Annotated in this window: 13 protein-coding genes; 1 reads left to right on the forward strand and 12 read right to left on the reverse strand. The window is 63.5% G+C overall.

Going from position 1 to position 16,450, the window contains the following annotated elements:
- The first annotated feature begins 292 nt into the window (after positions 1-292).
- Positions 293-751 (forward strand): hemerythrin domain-containing protein, encoded by a 459-nt coding sequence (locus AC6H0W_RS01790; RefSeq protein WP_497575395.1) that lies wholly within the window; start codon positions 293-295, stop codon positions 749-751.
- A 123-nt stretch (positions 752-874) separates the two neighbouring features.
- Here AC6H0W_RS01790 and AC6H0W_RS01795 read toward each other — a convergent pair whose 3' ends face one another.
- The 12 genes from AC6H0W_RS01795 to AC6H0W_RS01850 all read right to left on the reverse strand — a co-directional run bounded on the left by AC6H0W_RS01795 (position 875) and on the right by AC6H0W_RS01850 (position 16,447).
- A complete protein-coding gene (locus AC6H0W_RS01795; RefSeq protein WP_497575396.1) occupies positions 875-2,743 on the reverse strand; it encodes an ABC transporter ATP-binding protein in 1,869 nt (622 codons plus the stop codon).
- A gap of 381 nt (positions 2,744-3,124) precedes the next feature.
- A complete protein-coding gene (locus AC6H0W_RS01800; protein ID WP_497575397.1) occupies positions 3,125-3,553 on the reverse strand; it encodes a DUF3293 domain-containing protein in 429 nt (142 codons plus the stop codon).
- Positions 3,554-3,824: 271 nt separating this feature from the next.
- On the reverse strand, positions 3,825-4,562 hold the full coding sequence (locus tag AC6H0W_RS01805; RefSeq protein WP_497575398.1) for a hypothetical protein: 738 nt from the start codon (positions 4,560-4,562) through the stop codon (positions 3,825-3,827).
- 138 nt (positions 4,563-4,700) lie between these two features.
- Positions 4,701-5,237 carry a hypothetical protein gene (locus tag AC6H0W_RS01810; RefSeq protein WP_497575399.1) on the reverse strand — a complete coding sequence of 179 codons (537 nt, stop codon included), beginning with the start codon at positions 5,235-5,237 and terminating at the stop codon, positions 4,701-4,703.
- Positions 5,238-5,595: 358 nt separating this feature from the next.
- Positions 5,596-6,783 carry a DUF8462 domain-containing protein gene (locus AC6H0W_RS01815; RefSeq protein ID WP_497575400.1) on the reverse strand — a complete coding sequence of 396 codons (1,188 nt, stop codon included), beginning with the start codon at positions 6,781-6,783 and terminating at the stop codon, positions 5,596-5,598.
- Between the two features lie 80 nt (positions 6,784-6,863).
- Positions 6,864-7,793 (reverse strand): response regulator, encoded by a 930-nt coding sequence (locus AC6H0W_RS01820; RefSeq protein ID WP_497575401.1) that lies wholly within the window; start codon positions 7,791-7,793, stop codon positions 6,864-6,866.
- A complete protein-coding gene (locus AC6H0W_RS01825) occupies positions 7,780-11,214 on the reverse strand; it encodes an ATP-binding protein (protein ID WP_497575402.1) in 3,435 nt (1,144 codons plus the stop codon). Before AC6H0W_RS01825 ends, AC6H0W_RS01820 begins: the two co-directional genes overlap by 14 nt.
- 91 nt (positions 11,215-11,305) lie before the next feature.
- On the reverse strand, positions 11,306-12,319 hold the full coding sequence (locus AC6H0W_RS01830; RefSeq protein ID WP_497575403.1) for a cytochrome d ubiquinol oxidase subunit II: 1,014 nt from the start codon (positions 12,317-12,319) through the stop codon (positions 11,306-11,308).
- Positions 12,319-13,656: a cytochrome ubiquinol oxidase subunit I gene (locus AC6H0W_RS01835; RefSeq protein ID WP_497575404.1), complete on the reverse strand. Its 1,338-nt coding sequence runs from the start codon at positions 13,654-13,656 to the stop codon at positions 12,319-12,321. Before AC6H0W_RS01835 ends, AC6H0W_RS01830 begins: the two co-directional genes overlap by 1 nt.
- Positions 13,657-13,658: 2 nt before the next feature.
- The gene (locus AC6H0W_RS01840; RefSeq protein WP_497575405.1) at positions 13,659-14,249 is read right to left on the reverse strand and encodes a GbsR/MarR family transcriptional regulator; all 591 of its coding nucleotides are present in this window, start codon (positions 14,247-14,249) and stop codon (positions 13,659-13,661) included.
- Positions 14,250-14,348: 99 nt separating this feature from the next.
- Entirely contained in the window at positions 14,349-15,611 is a 1,263-nt protein-coding gene (locus AC6H0W_RS01845; RefSeq protein WP_497575406.1) for a DUF5924 family protein, read from the reverse strand.
- A complete protein-coding gene (locus AC6H0W_RS01850; RefSeq protein ID WP_497575407.1) occupies positions 15,608-16,447 on the reverse strand; it encodes a Rossmann-like and DUF2520 domain-containing protein in 840 nt (279 codons plus the stop codon). The genes AC6H0W_RS01845 and AC6H0W_RS01850 overlap by 4 nt, the downstream gene beginning before the upstream one ends.
- Positions 16,448-16,450: the final 3 nt, after the last annotated feature.

The raw sequence follows: 16,450 nt of genomic DNA on the forward strand, positions 1-16,450 counted from the left end.
GACAACCTCCCCAGCCTCGACGCCATTTAGACAGCCCTTACGATTTGTCATGACTCGCGCCCGGCAAAGTCACTAGGATCAAAAGCTTCGGCCTCTGGTGAGGCCGACTTTCTTGAATGAAGCGAAGCCATCCGCTTCACGACAAACCGGTTTCGATGCGTGCAGGAAGGTGGCGGCAGGAATGCTCGCCTCCGAAGTCCGTTGCGGCGGCAAGCCTGTCACTACAGCAGCTTCAGGCATCGAGCATCAACCCAGGGCCCGGTTTTCGCGGGCCGTCACAGAGGAGAGGTACATGGCCAAGACCATCTACGAAGCACTGCGGGAAAGTCACGACGTTCAACGCGCACTCTGTAAGCGGCTGGTGGAGCTCACGCCGGAAAGCGGCGAGCGCGAGAAGACCTTGCGTGAGCTGCGCATCGAGCTGGGCGCGCATGCCGCGGCCGAAGAGCGCTTTCTGTACGCGCCGATCCTGATGGACGACATGGGCCTGAATTCGTCGCGCCACGCGCTGGCCGAGCATCATGAGATCGATGAGTGCATCGAAGACATCTACGATGCGGACTACGAGGGCGGCAGCTGGCTGGCCAAGGCCAAGCAGCTTGCGCATCAGGTGGAGCACCACCTGGAAGAGGAAGAAACCAAGTTCTTCCAGGTGTCGGGCAAGATTCTTTCCGATGCGCAGAAGACCGAACTCGCCAAGCAATACGAGGCCGATTACCACCGCATGAAAGAGAAGCTGTCGAAGTCTTGATGGCGGTTGGATGAAAGGCCGTACTTCCCGTTCGAGGAAGGACGGCCTTTCACGTTGTACCCGCTTGGGGCGCATTCACGCAGCCGTCGATGCGCCCCTTTCACATCCGTGCGCGCTGAGCCTTCAGACGCGCGCCTCGCTCGGCGTGTCGGTATCGGCCTCTTCACCCAGAAAGCCGCCGCTCTGGTGCTCCCACAGCCGGGCGTATAGCCCACCATGCTCCAGCAGACTGCGGTGGTCGCCCTCTTCCACGATGCGGCCGTGGTCGAGCACGATGAGGCGGTCCATGGCGGCGATGGTGGACAGGCGGTGGGCGATGGCGACCACCGTCTTGCCTTCCATCAGGCGGTACAGGCTGCCCTGGATGGCGGCTTCCACTTCCGAATCAAGCGCGCTGGTGGCTTCATCCAATAGCAGGATGGGCGCGTCTTTCAACATCACGCGGGCAATGGCGATGCGCTGACGCTGGCCGCCGGACAGCTTCACGCCGCGCTCACCCACGTGGGCGTCGTAGCCGCGACGACCTTGCGGGTCGGTCAGGGTGAGGATGAAGTCATGCGCCTCGGCACGCTTGGCGGCGGCAATCATCTCGTCGTCGGTGGCGTCGGGGCGGCCATACAGAATGTTGTCGCGCACCGAGCGGTGCAGCAGCGAGGTGTCCTGCGTCACCATGCCGATGTGCTCGCGCAGGCTCACCTGCGTGACGTCCGCGATGTTCTGCCCGTCGATCAGCACCCGCCCCTGCTCCAGGTCATAAAAGCGCAGCAGCAGATTCACGATGGTCGACTTGCCCGCCCCCGAGCGCCCCACCAGGCCAATCTTCTCGCCCGGGCGGATGGTGAGCACCAAATCGTCGATGATGGGCTTGGCCTCCGGCCCTGCGCCGTAGGCAAAGCGCACCTTGTCGAAGCGCACCTCGCCCTGCTCCACCACCAGCGGCTTGGCGTCGGGTTTGTCGAGCACGCGGCGCGGCAGCGACAAGGTGTTGATGCCGTCCTGCACCGTGCCCACCTGCTCGAAGAGCTGCGCCATCTCCCACATGATCCAGTGCGACATGCCGTTCAGGCGCAGCGCCATGGCGCCCGCCGCGGCCAGCGCGCCGACGCCGACTTCACCCTGCGTCCACAGCCACAGCGCCACGCCGGTGATGCCCATGATCAGCGTCATCGACAGCACGTGGTTGACGATCTCGATGCCCGACACCAAGCGCATCTGGGCGTGCACGGTGGTCATGAATTCCTTCATCGCGCCGCGCGCGTAGCCGGCCTCGCGGCCGGCGTGCGAGAAGAGTTTGACGGTGGCGATGTTGGTGTAGGCGTCGGTGATGCGGCCGGTCATCAGCGAGCGGGCATCGGCCTGGGCGCGCGACACCTTGCCAAGCTTGGGCACGAACAACCACAGCGCGCACAGGTACAAGCCCAGCCAGACCATGAAAGGCACCACCAGCCACAGGTCGAAGCCGCCCACCACGAAAATCATGGTGACGAAGTAGATCGTCACGAACACCAGGATGTCGGTGAGGATCAGCACCGTGTCGCGCACCGCGAGCGCGGTCTGCATGACCTTGGCCGACACACGGCCGGCGAATTCATCCTGATAGAAGCTCATGCTCTGCTCGAGCATCATGCGGTGGAAATTCCAGCGCAGCCGCATCGGGAAGTTGCCCGCCAGCACCTGATGCTTGATCGTGGTCTGCAGCGCCACCACAGCGATGCTGGCGACAATGATGCCGCCCAGAATCGCCAGCGTGCCGCCCTCTTCGGCCCACAGATTGGCCGGGTCGACCGTGGCCAGCCAATCCACCACCTTGCCGAGCATGGCAAACAACACGGCCTCGAACGCGCCGATGGCCGCCGTCAGCAGGGTCAGGCCCAGCACGAAGGGCCGCAGCCCCTTGGTGCCCGCCCACAAAAAGGCAAAAAAGCCCTTGGGCGCAGGCGCAGGCGTGGAATCGGGATAGGGGTCGACGCGGTTTTCGAAGAAGCGGAACAAGGTGGGGTCCAGACGAATGACAGCACTACAGTTTGCCGCCTGGACGGAAGAAAACCTACCGCCGGCAGCAACAAAATGCGGGATCCTCTCGGACAGGTGCCGGCGGCGGATGTTCCATCTGGTGCGGCGGTTGGCGCCTGCGACGGCTTACAAGCCGTGTGCTGGCTGAACGGCTCGAGATTGCCGCGCTGCGCTCGCAATGACAGCGTTTGAGGTGGCTGCCGACGGTTGGCTGCGTCGGCTTGGGACGCCCGCCTGAAAACAGGATGCTGCGACTACCCGGCTGTCACCAATGGCCCGAGGGCACCCCAGCCTGTCATTGCGAGGAGCGCAGCGACGCCGCAATCTCGCCTTTCGCTGCGTACATCACGCAAGGTCCGACTACCGCAGCAAAACCAACTTCGGAACCGCATCCTCGCCGCACACCACCACGGCATTCTGCCGGTGACGCCGCCCCAGCGCCTCGACGATGGCCTGCGGGCAGCCCAGGGCGAGAAAGCCCGGCTCGTCCGTCCAGCGCCCGGTCGGGTCCACACCGCGCGCCGTCAGCACCAACGGCGCAAAGCGCTCCAGCTCAGCGCCCAAGGCCGTGGTGCGCGTGATGTTGTCGGCCGCGCCAAGCAACTGGCCGTGCGGGTTGCAGGCAGTGATGAAGGCTGCGGACGGCATCGCCTTCTCGGCCATCAGCGCAGCCAGTTCGGCACTGTGCTGGCCGATGCGCAGCACGAATGGCGCCTCCGGCCGCACGTGGTATTCGGCCGCCTCGTAGGCGGCAATCATCTGCGCCGGCACGGCGCTCTGGGTGGTCATGTCGATCACTTCACCGGAAAGTCGAAGAAGGTTTGCGGGTGTGGCTCGTCGCGCAGCGTGTAATGCCACCACTCTTAAGGCAGATTATTGAAACCGTGGCGGTCCATCAAGGCGGCGAACCACGCACGGTTGTGCCGCACATGCGCCGGCATGTAGGGGTTGGCGGTGTGCGACAGCTAATAGCAAGGGTGGCGCGCAATAAGCAACGCGCATTGCGCCGAATTTTCACCGCGCCGAAGCCGGGCACCCCATCTGGCGCAGTGCCTTTCAGTTATTTCGCTCTATGCGAGCTACCGCCTCTACTCCATGCGAAGTAATCGAAGAGCAAGCGGGAACCACCAAAGTGAGCAGCAAACTGTTCGATCAGGGTTTGACAGAACGCATAAGTGCTCCATGAATGGATATCTCCCATAGATGGCTGTGTTATGGGAAGCGCCATAGAAAGACACTCGTTCAACCTGCCAAGAGTTTGACTGTCAAGTGCGCAATTAGCTCGAAGAACAAGGGACTCAGAAAGTCTTGGCGAGGAAAAGTCGTGAGCACTAAGCCATTTAACAAAGAGATCGACCAGCTTGTGTTGATGTGCGAAGGACAGTGCAGCCCCCTGCTCGCTTTTCCAATCATGCTGAAGCGAACGAGCAAGCGAGCTATGCCAGCCCATGAAGCCCTCGTCAGTTTCCAGTTGCTGCTCCAACCGATGGAAATCAAGTTGGTTGCATATGCGCTGTGCCCATCGGTGATAGATCTTGCTCGGCGGGTTCGACCACCCCCTGTAGGCCCGGAAGGTGTTTCCGCTAACGCCGTAGTTGGAGGCCTGTCGCTCAAAATGGATGACCCCAATCTTTGCGCGCAAACGTGGAATTGCATGTGCGAATGCGGCGCCTTGCTCTAAAGAGAAGTAGTCAGATATTGAATGCATGGCGAGGGGTTCCTTTTTGGCCCGCGCAGGGCGCAATAAGTAAAGCGCATTGCGCCAAAATTTCGCCTCGCCGGCACCCCGGCTACTCATCCGGCGCAATGCCTTTCAGTTATTGCGCCCTATGCGGGCTTAATGCCTTGCTAAGGGGCAACCGAAACGTAGTGTAGGTTGTCCTGCGGGGGCCGCTTCTTTTACGGCCGGAGTGAACTTGAGCAACTTGTTATGAGCTTACGCTCGTTCACCTTTCAACTTTTTACTAGACAAATCCTCCTTAAGGAGAACCGCTAGTTCTGAGTGCTTTTTCCAACACTCAGGCATGTGTTCACCTGCTTTCTTATCACGCTCAACCTCCCATTCTTTCCTCTTTTGAAGTCGCCATTTCTTGTCATGATCTTCTTCAAATTTTGGAATAAACTCTTCTGGCGGCGGAGGCAACTCATCCACCATGAGAGAGATTGAACTTCTTACTCCTTTAAATGCTTTCCGAATTTCTTCTGTTGAATGAAGCCTGAGCTTAATTTCTAGCTTGTAGAATTTCTCTAGTTGATCCTCAGTGTCTCGCCCCTTGTTACGAATAAGGCGGTCACTTATATGAAGAACCTCTTCGTAGAGCGTTGAAAGATCATTTAGCTCTTTTTCAAGAAGTCGCCTAACGTCAGCCTGATTTTGTCGGTCACGTTCATTTTTTGAGGAAATAATTGCATTTAGAAGCATAGCGCCACCAGCAATGAGTGCCCCCAAGACCGTTCCAATTATTGTTTCCATCTACTCAGCACTCACTTAAGCACATAACGTTTGGTTAAGGGGCGGGCTTTAGCCCGTCCCAATGAGCGAAGCGAGCGGTTTGAACCACCTGTTAGGGTTTCCCACCAGTTTCGTGAGGAAAGGCTGATGCCGGTTTGGTACTCAACCCGCGTAGGGCGCAATAAGCAACGCGCATTGCGCCGAATTTTCACCGCGCCGGCACCCGGACACCTCATCCGGCGCAATGCCTTTCAGTTATTGCGCCCTACGCGGGCTGGCAGAAACAGCGCCGCAGACCGCTATAAGGACAAGACAAAGATAGGTCTTCATGAAATGAAAATGTCGTTTTCGGCAGTATCTCAAAGGCTCGCTCACTGCATCAACGTATGGCAAATGGCCCCATTTCGCGCAACATGAATTCATCAAACAGCGGAACGGTGAACGCGATCATTCCGTAGTCGGGGCTGAAGATCATGCCCTTCTTGATCAGGCTGTCGCGCGTCGGGCCGAGCGCCGTGGGTTTGCGCCCAAGCTGACCCGCCACATCCGCACTACGGTGCACGCCCGAACCCAGTGAGGCCAATGAATGCATGTAATCCCGCTCCAGCGGAGTCGTGCGCTCGTAGCGAACCCGGAAAAACGATTGGTCGAGTTTGCGCACCGCCTCGACGGTTGCTGACGCCGCGTCTTCCTCCTGGATGACGTCGCCTGACGCCAGATTCCAGGCGCTGTACCCCCACTCCTGCAGAAAGTAAGGGTAGCCGCGTGTCTGCTCGAAGATGATGCGCAAGGCGTCGTCATTGATATGCGCCCCTTCGTCTGCAACCGGCTCACGAATCGCCCGCCAAGCTTCAGGCTCCTCGATGGCATCCAGTCGCACGAACTCGAACAGGCGTTCGGCATAGCTTTTTGCCTCGCCAGCCTGCCCTGCCAGCTGAGGGAGACCAGCCCCGAAGAACACCAGCGGCAGGCCATCCTGATGCACGGCATGGAGCGCCCGGATCAGGGCGGCCAACTCGGTCTTTCCTACGTACTGCAGTTCATCGAGCAAAATTGCGACCGGCCGGCCGGCATCGCGTGCAGCCTCTCCAAGCGCAACCAGCACATCTCGCAAATCTGATTCGAGATCGCCGCTGTCTCCCAATCCCGCCTCGGGCTCGACGCCCAAAGTCAGGTCAACACCGCCTGCCGAGATCGTGACCGGCCCAATGAAGCTGCGCAGCACGCGCAGACCGCGCTTCACGCCTCCAATGGCTTTCTCCACCCGATCAAGCTGCAGCAGCAGGCGTCGCAGCATCGGAATCAGCAAGACCTTGAGCTGAACGCCGTCTGCGGCTTCTTCCATTGCCGCTTCGTATCCGATGCGGGAAGCGCTTTTTCGCAGCTCGTTCAGCACCACGGTTTTGCCCACCCCACGCAGCCCAAGAAGCATCAACGACTTGGCGTGACGTCCTCGTTGCACGCGCTGAAGAGCAAGCTCACCCATAGCGAGAACTTCAGCCCTCCCGGCGAGTTCCGGAGGGGATACGCCCGCTCCGGGGTTAAACGGGTTGCGATTGGGGTCCATTGCGACGACTCGCTTATAAAGTTATTGGCAGTTATATACATAACCACACATAACTTCAAATATCTGGCTACGACAAGCCCCTACCCCTGCAACCTCTGCATCGCCATCCCCGCCGCCGCCGTGCGGGTCTCCACGCCAAGCTTCTCGAAGACATGCTCCAGATGCTTGTGCACGGTGCGCGGGCTGGTGCCGAGGATGTCGCCGATGTCGCGGTTGGTTTTGCCGCGGATGACCCATTGCAGCACTTCGGCTTCGCGGGCGGTGAGGCCGAAGGCGGCCATGAGGGTTTCGACGGCGCTGGCGTCGTTTTCTTCACGCAGCACGACGAGCCATTCGCCGTCACCGTCGTCGTCACTCTGGTCGTGGAAAGAGCCGAGCAGGCGCTTTTCGCCGTCGGCGGCGATCAGCGGGGGAACTTCGCGGCGCTCGGCGCTGGCACGGCGGGCGGCGGTGAGCCAATCGGCCAGGCGGGCGGGGCATTCTTCGTTTTCGGGGTCGAACCATTCGCGCAGCAGCTTGCGCGCGAGGGGCGTTTGCCACACCAGGCGGCTGTCGCGCGTGCGCACGGCGACGGTGGCCTGGCCGAAGGCGTCGAGTGCGGTGCGGGCCTGCTTCATCTCACGGGCGTTGAGCACGTGGGCGGCGATGCGGGCGATGACCTCGGCCGGGCGGATGGGCTTGGTGACGTAGTCGGCGCCGCCGGCCGCGAAGGCGGCGACGACGTGCTCGGTCTCGGTGAGGCCGGTCATGAAGATCAGCGGAATGGCGCGGGTGGCGAAGTCGGCCTTGAGGCGGCGGGCGACTTCGAAGCCGTCCATGCCGGGCATCATGGCGTCGAGCAGCACCACGTCGGGCAGGCTCTGGCGGGCACGGGCGATGGCGGCCTCGCCGCTGGTGGCGACCAGCACGGTGTAGCCGATTTCGTCGAGCGCGTCGTGCAGCAGCGCGAGGTTGTCGGGCACATCGTCGACGATGAGCACGATGCCTTGCGTGGCGTCATTCCCGATCATCGGCATCCTCCATGTTGGCTGCGTCGTCGCGCAGCATGTCGCGCAGGGCGTCGAAGCGGAAGGCCCGCGCCATTTCACGCGCCACACGCACGAAGGCGGCGCACTCGGGCTCGGTGTTTTCGATTTCGGCCAGACGCGTGAGGATACCGCGCAGGTAGCCAAGCTCGATCACCGCATCAAGCTCGCGCCGCGCGGCGGCCGAGGGCAGCTTCAACGGCTCGTTTGCGCTGCTGGCTGCAACAGCCGGCGGCGGCGCGGCGGGCGCTTCGGCGCACACCCATTCAAGCTCCAGGCGGCGGCCGATCCAGTCGAGCACGTCTTCGACGCGGATGGGTTTGAGCATGAAGTCTTCGGGGCCGATGCCGACGTCGTTCTCCAAGTTCTTGTCGAAGGCGTTGGCCGAGATGATGGCGGCGGGCACGTCGCGATGTTCGCCGGCGCGCAGGCGGCGCAGGGTTTCCCAGCCGTCGATGCCGCCCATGGCCAGATCCATGAACACCAGATGCGGGCGCACGCTGGCGATGCACTCCAGGCATTCCTCGCCCGAGGCGGCCTGCGCCACCTCGAAGCCGAGCGGCTCGAGCACCGACAGCAGCAGCTCGCGGTCGACGCGCTCGTTATCCACCACCAGCACGCGGCGGCGCACGCCCTTGTAGCCCACGCGGCGCACACGCGGCACGGCCTCTTCGGCCTGCCGGCCGTGCAGTTGCGGCAGGAACAGGCGCACGCGGAAGGTGCTGCCGCGCCCCGGCGTGCTTTCCACCGTCAGCTCGCCGCCCATCAGGTCGGTGAGCATGCGGCTGATGGTGAGGCCGAGGCCGGTGCCGGCGGTGGCGCCGGCGCGTGCCGAGCGGCCGCGCTCGAAGGGCTCGAACACGCGTGCCAGCTCTTCGGCCTCGATGCCGGGGCCGGAATCCTCGACCTCCACCGTGGCCATCTCGTGACGCCACGCCAGACGCACGCGCACCGAGCCGCGCGCGGTGAATTTCACGGCGTTGCCGATGATGTTGATGAGGATCTGGCGCAGGCGCTTTTCGTCGGCGCGCACCACCTCGGGCAGGTTGCCCACAGGCTCGTATTCGAAGCGCAGGCCCTTGTCGCGCGCCTGCAGCTCGAACATGCCGACGATCTGCTGCATGAAGGCCGGGAAGGCCAGCGGGCGCGGCTCCAGCGTGAGCTTGCCGCCCTCGATACGGGCGATGTCCAGCGTGCCTTCGATGAGCGACAGGAGGTGGTCGCCACTCTTGCGGATCACCGTCACGGCCTGCCGGCGGTTGGGCGGGATGGCCTCGTCACCGTCGAGAATCTGCGCGTAGCCGAGGATGCTGTTGAGCGGCGTGCGCAGCTCGTGGCTGATGGCGGTCAGATAACGGCTTTTGGCCGAGTTGGCCTGCTCGGCCACACGGCGCGCGTTCTGCAGTTGCTCGTCGGTGCGCTTGTGCGATTCGATCTCGTGCACCAGCAATTGCGTCTGGCGGTTGGATTCCTCCTGCGCCACGTGGCGGCTCTTGTGCGTCAGCACCATCCACCACGCGCCAGTGCCGCTGACGATGAGCAGCGCCACGAAGACCTTGAGGAAAGCGCCATCCAGCACCGTGGCGGCTTCGGGCCCGAGCGCCTGCACCTCGTGGTAGTAGATCAGCCCGAGCAGCAGCAACAGCAGGCTCACCACCCCGGCGGTGAGCAGCAGGTAATGCCCCAGGCCGGCGTCGAGATACGGCAACAGCTTCGAGGGCAGGCTGCGCTTGAGCAGCGCCGACCACTGCGCCGAAATGCGCGCGTGCGGCTTGCACAGATCGCCACAGCGCGCGTCCAGCGTGCAGCACAGCGAGCAGATGGTGCCGCGGTAGGCCGGGCAGTAGCTGGTGTCTTCGACCTCGAAATGCTCGCCGCACACCGTGCATTTGCGCTGCCCCAGCACCGGCGGCTCGGGCGGGCGGGCAAGGTAGTAGCGCCCCTTGGTCCACCACGCGATGAGCGGCGAAACCACCAGCGCCGTGAGCATGGCCACGAACGGCGCAAAGGCCTGCAGCCCCTCACCGAACAAGCCAACGAAGGTGGCAATCGACAAGGCCGAGGCAATCAACATGGCGCCGACGCCCACCGGGTTGATGTCGTACAGGTGGCTGCGCTTGAATTCGATGCCCTTGGGCGACCAACCCATGGGTTTGTTGATGACCAGATCCGCCGCCACCGCGACGATCCACGAGATCGCCACGTTGGAATACAGCCCCAGCACCTGACCCAGCGCCTGGAAGACGTTCATCTCCATCAGCAGCAGCGCGATCAGCACGTTGAACACCACCCACACCACGCGGCCAGGGTGGCTGTGGGTGAGGCGCGAGAAGAAGTTGGACCACGCCAGCGAGCCGGCGTAGGCGTTGGTGACGTTGATCTTGAGCTGCGAGACGATGACGAACAGCGCGGTGACGCCCACCGCCCACGCCGCCGAATCGAACACCAGGCCGAAGCCCAGCAGGTACATCTGGTTGGGGTCGACCGCGCGCTCCACCGACATACCCTGCTCCAGCAGCATCCACGCCAGCAGCGCGCCGCCGAGCATCTTGATGACGCCCATCACCACCCAGCCCGGTCCGCCCAGCACCACGCCGGCCAGCCAACGGTGCTTGTTGGCCTCGGTGCGCTCGGGCATGAAGCGCAGGTAGTCGGCCTGCTCGCCCATCTGCGTGATCAGCGCGATGCCCACCGTCATGGCCGCACCAAACAGGTGCCAGTTGAAGCCGCCATCGCCCCCCGCTGCGCCGGGGTATTGCCACAGGCCGGCGAGCACCGAGGCGTCCTGGTTGAACACGTACACGAAGGGCAGGGCCAGCAGGAACAGCCAGATCGGCTGGGTGAAGGTCTGGATGCGGCTGATGACGGTGATGCCGTGCGTCACCAGCGGAATCACTACCAGCGCACAGATCAGGTAGCCCCACGCCGGAGGAATGCCGAAGGCAAGCTCCAGCGCGTAGGCCATGATGGCCGCTTCGAGCGCGAACAGGATGAAGGTGAAACAGGCGTACACCAGCGACGAAATGGTCGAGCCGATGTAGCCGAAACCCGAGCCGCGCGTGAGCAGATCCATATCCACGCCATGGCGCGCGGCGTACAGGCTGATGGGCAGGCCGACCAGGAAGATGATCAGCCCGATGGCCAGAATGGCCCAGAAACTGTTGATGAAGCCGTAGCCCACCAGCATGGTGGCACCGACGGCTTCGAGCACGAGAAACGAGGCCGAACCGAACGCCGTGTTGCCCACGCGCAATGCCGACCAGCGGCGGAAGCTGCGCGGCGTGAAACGCAGCGCGTAGTCTTCCATGGTCTCGTTGGCGACCCAGTGGTTGTAGTCGCGCCGAACCTTGACGACGCGTTGTACCGGGTCGGTGGCGGGGGGCGTTGCGGCGGAGGGTTCAGACATCGGCATCCGGCGCTGCAAGGCGCCCGCGAAAGTTCACCGACGGATCATAGCAACCACCGTGCCGGACGGGGGCGCACCCCCGTCCGCAGTCTTACGTATAAGTGAGCTCGCGCGTCTTGCCCCAGAACACGCGGTAGGCATACACCGTGTAGCCGAGGATCGTCGGCAGCACCACCGCCGCGCCGATCAGCACCACCCACAGCGCCTGCGGATGTGCGGCGGCGTCCCAGATGGTCATCTCGTCAATGATGACGTCGGGGAACACGCTGTAGGTCAGGCCGTAGAACGAGATCATGAAGATGCCCACGGTGGACACGAACGGCACCCAGCAGTAGCGATCATTGCCCTCGCGCTGGCGCGCGCTCAGGCGCGGCAGGCCGATGGCCAGCACCAAGAAAAGCGCCAGCGTGGCCAGCGGCAGGGGCAGCAACAGCAGGAACTCCGGCATGGTGAACCACTTGGCTGCAATGCTCGCGCTGACCATCGGCGTGACGATGGACACCGCGCCGACGCACACCATTGCACCGATCAGGCAACGCTGCGCCCAACGCCCGGCATCAAGCTGCAAGCCCGTTTCGCTCTTCATCACCAGCCAGGTGGCGCCCAGCAGCGCATACGCCGCCGACAATCCGAAGCCGACCAGAAACGCGAAGGCCCACGCCGCCAGACCCGGCTCGAAACTGGTCAGATAGCGCCCCAGCATCACGCCCTGGGCCATCGACGCCATCCACGAGCCGGCGGCAAAGGCGTGGTTCCACATCTCCTTGTGCTGCGCCCGCGCCTTGACGCGGAAGTCGAAGGCCACGCCACGCAAGATCAACCCGATCAGCAAGAAGGCCACCGGCAGGTACAAGGCGCCGAGAATGATGCCGTGCGCCACCGGAAAGGCCACCAGCAACAAGCCCACGCCCAGCACCAGCCAGGTTTCGTTGGCATCCCAGAAGGGGCCGATGGAGGCGATCATCATGTCCTTGTCGGCATCGCTGCCGGCGAACGGCACCAGCATGCCCACGCCCAGGTCGTAGCCATCGAGTACCACGTAGATCAGCAGCGCCACCGCCATCAGGCCGGCAAAGATCACGGGCAACCAGAACGTCTCATCCATCATGCTTCTCCTGCTTCGGGTTGCGGTGCGACCGGCATGCGGGCGTCGGCCTTGCGCGCGAGGTGGAACACCACGGTCACGTAGGCCACGAGCAGCGCTACATAGGTGGTCAGATACATCATCAGCGAGGTCATGATCATGCCGCCGGTGACATCGCCGGCCGCGTCGGCGGTTTTCAGCACGCCGTGCACCAACCACGGCTGACGGCCGATTTCGGTGACGTACCAGCCGGCCAGCGTGGCGACCCAACCGGAGAACGTCATGCCCACCAGCAGCCGCGCCGTGAAGGGGCTGAAGCGCCCGCGCCACAAGTGATAGGCGGCGAGCCACGACACCAGCAGCATCAACATGCCCACGCCGACCATCACGCGGAAGCTCCAGAACACCTTGGCCACCGGCGGATGCACGCCTTCGAATTCATTCAGGCCGCGCAACTCGCCATCAAGCTCATGGGTGAGGATCAGGCTGGCCAGCTTCGGAATGCCGATGGCGAAATCGTTGCGGCGCTCGGCATCGTTGGGCAGCGCGAAGAGCAGCAGCGGCGCGCCACGCTCGGTCTCCCAGATGCCCTCGATGGCGGCGACCTTCTCGGGCTGATACTTGAGGGTGTTGAGGCCGTGCATGTCGCCCAGCAGGATCTGGCCCGGAATCAGCACGGCGGCGGCGATGACGGCGGTACGCAGCGCCTTCATCACGGCCGGCACGCGGTCGCCACGCAACCAGCGGTATGCGGAAATCCCCGCCACCAGGAACGACGCCGTCAGGCCCGAGGCCACCAGCATGTGGGCGATGCGGTACGGCATCGACGGGTTGAAGATGGCTTCCCACCAACTGGTGATGAAGGCTTGCCCGTCGATCATCTCGAAGCCGGCCGGGGTTTGCATCCACGAGTTCAACACCAGAATCCAGAACGCCGAGGCCGTGGTGCCGAGCGCCACCAGCAACGTGGCGATCGTGTGCATGCGGTCCGACACGCGCTTGCGCCCGAACAGCATGATCCCGAGGAAGGTCGCCTCCAGGAAGAACGCAGTCAGCACCTCGTAGGCCAGCAGCGGCCCGGCGATGTTGCCGACGGTATTCATGTAGCCCGGCCAGTTGGTGCCGAACTGGAAGCTCATGGTGATGCCACTGACCACGCCCATTGCGAAGGTCAGCGCGAAGATCTTCACCCAGAAGGCGTAGGCGTCCATCCACGACTCGTCGCGGGTGGCGTTGAAGCGCAGCTTGAAGAACAGCAGCATCCAGCCCAGCGCGATGGTGATGGTGGGGAACAGGATGTGGAACGAGATGTTGGCGGCAAACTGAATGCGTGCCAGCGTGATCGGATCGAAATCCATCGTTAAGCCTCCGATTCGGGCGGCACGGCATCACCCGCCGCCCCTTTGCCGCCCCGACGCTTGAAGCCCTGAGTCAGTTGCAGCACTTTCTGAACCTGATTACCCAGAGTCATCAAACGGCGCAAGGTTGCATCGTCCATGTTCTGGATTTCGTGAAACCAGCGCATCAGCATTTCGATGAGCTCGTACATCTCGCGCATGCGCGCCTGCGCATGGCGGTCGGACTCGGAGGTGGGCGTCTCCACCATGGCGTCGCGCAGCATGGTCAGCGTGGGGTCGATCTCGCGTCGCGTGCGCTCCTCGGCAAGCGTGCGGAAGATCGCCCACACGTCGTCGGGGGTGGAGAAATATTCGCGCCGGTCACCCGGCACATGCTGCAGCCGCACCAGCCGCCAGGCCGACAGCTCTTTCAGGCCGATGCTGACATTGGAGCGCGAGAAGCCGAGCGCCTCGGCGATTTGATCCGCGTTGAGCGGGCTGTCACTGACGAACAGCAGGGCGTAGATCTGCCCGACGGTGCGGTTGATGCCCCAACGACTGCCCATCTCCCCGAAGTGGAGTACGAAGGACTGGACGAACGGTGACGTGTTCACTTGTTTTCCAATTTTCAGTAATTCTTGAAACTTGGAAAATGCTACGCCGCGATCTGATCCAGGTCAACGCGATTCGGACAGGAGCATGGCTGCGAGCCTTTACCCGAGAGCTTCGGGCGGAGACTCGCTTTGCGGCGTCGTCGGGAGCGCCGGCGCAGGAAGCGGCAGAGGGCCGGTAGAGGGTTGAGCCGGCTCGGGTTTGGGCAAGGTTTGCGGCAAGGCGTCTGACGGCTCTTGCGAAGCGGAACCGGGCACGGCCTCTGATGGATCTTCGCGCAGACTTTCATCCGCCTCGGCCGCTGACTGCGGCACCACCGCGCCCTCCACCACCTCGAAGCGCAGGCGCCCGATCAACTGCCCGGCCTCGGTCACCACCTCGATGCGCCAGCGGCCGGCAGCGTCAGCTCCGAAGTGCTGCTTGTGGGTCCAGGCGCGATAGCCCTGCTCGCGCCCGCCACGAATATCGAGCGGGATGCGGTCGGTCTCGACGCCATTGAGCGACCACACGTGATAAATGCGTTCCTGGAGGCCCAACGGGGCATTGATGGCCGTGTAGGCGTAGAGACCCCGCTGCTGCAACTGCGCGACGCTGACCCGACGCACCGGAGTCTGCGGCGCACGATTCTCTCGGTCGACCTCCAGCGACACCTGCATGTCGGCCAGCCGCAACGTCGAAGGCGGCACCCACGAACGGCCATACCACCCGACCACCCCGAGCGTGCCGATCAACACGACCAGCAGCGCCCCGCGCAAGTAGCTGGGCGCCTTGATCGCCACCGCCAGGCTGGGGAAAGACAGCACTACCGCCGCCAGCAGCGCGTACATGTAGCTGTGCGAGGTCGGCACGTGCAGGATGATCGGCAGCACCGTCAGCAGCACCACGAACAGCGCCAGCGTGTGATAGCCCAGATACAGCCAACGGCGCGGCGCCAGCCACTTGTAGTAGATGGGGTCGATCACCGAGACAAAGGCCGCGAAGATCAAGGCGCCGGTAAACAGCGCCTGAGGGCTGTTCCAGACCGTCGAGATGGCCAGGAAGGGGAGCGCGAAAAACAGGCTTTCCTGGTGAATCAACTGCGTGGCGTAGCGCAGCACCGGCCCCGGTAAACGGAAGCGGAAGCGCACGTCGAGCCAGTGCTGAAACACGTTCTCCATCACCAGCCACAGCCAGCTCACCAACATCACGAGCGCGATCACGCGGGCGAATTCTTCCTGCCGGTCAACGAGCAGGAAGCTCGCCACACCTGACAGGAAACCGAAGATGGCGATGATGCCGCGGTGCCGCCGCAACAACACGGCGAGCCGCAGCATGCGCGTCTTCCATTTCCGGACTACCGGGCGTTTGTGCTGCGCAGCGCTCACGGCTTGCGCTCGGCAGCCAGACGGAAAGCCAACCGCGTGAGCGCCGCGTAGGCCTCGCCGCTGTCGGCGTTCCAGGCACTCACGGCGGCGTTCTGCAGCGCCACCACCTCGCGGTCGCCGCGCGCCGCGGGGCCGGTGAGCGCATCGCGCGCACCCAGCGCGACGACGTTTTCCAGCGCCCCGCGCGAGATCGCCGCCAGCATGCGGTCGGCCACGTCCGGCGGCACCCCCGAATCGACATACGCCTTGCGCGCAACGTCGAGAATCACCACCAGGAAGTTCGAGGCGAACACCGAGCCGGCGTGATACAGCGGTTTCTTGGAGCCATCGAGCGCGAAACACTCGGCGCCGATGGCGGCAAACAAGGCGTGAAGCTCGGCCGCCAACGTGGCTTCGCCCTCGATCCCGCAGGGCGTGCCTACAAACCGCCCGGCCGCCAGCGCCGGGTCGGCAAAGCTCATCACCGGATGCACGCTGGCCACCCGCGCACCGCACTCCGACAGCGGCGCCAGCACCGTCGAGGGCGTGAAACCGGACAAATGGAACACGCCGTCACCGGCACGCACGCATCCGCTCTCAGCCAGCGCAGCCGCCGCCGAGGCGATGTCGCGGTCGGGCACGCCGAGCATCCACAAAGCGGCCGGCTGCATGGCGGACACATCCGCCGCCGCACGCCCCTGCCCGATGAAACCGACCGCGTCGTGCGCACTGGCGGGCGAGCGCGTGCGCACATCGCCGATGATGCACGCCCCGGCGTCCGCCCACAGTTTGGCGAGCGTGCGCGCGGCACGGCCACAGCCGACGATGTTGAGTACCGGGCGATGCATCTGCGACATGAG

It is taken from the genome of Pseudazoarcus sp. NS20 (assembly GCF_059703745.1).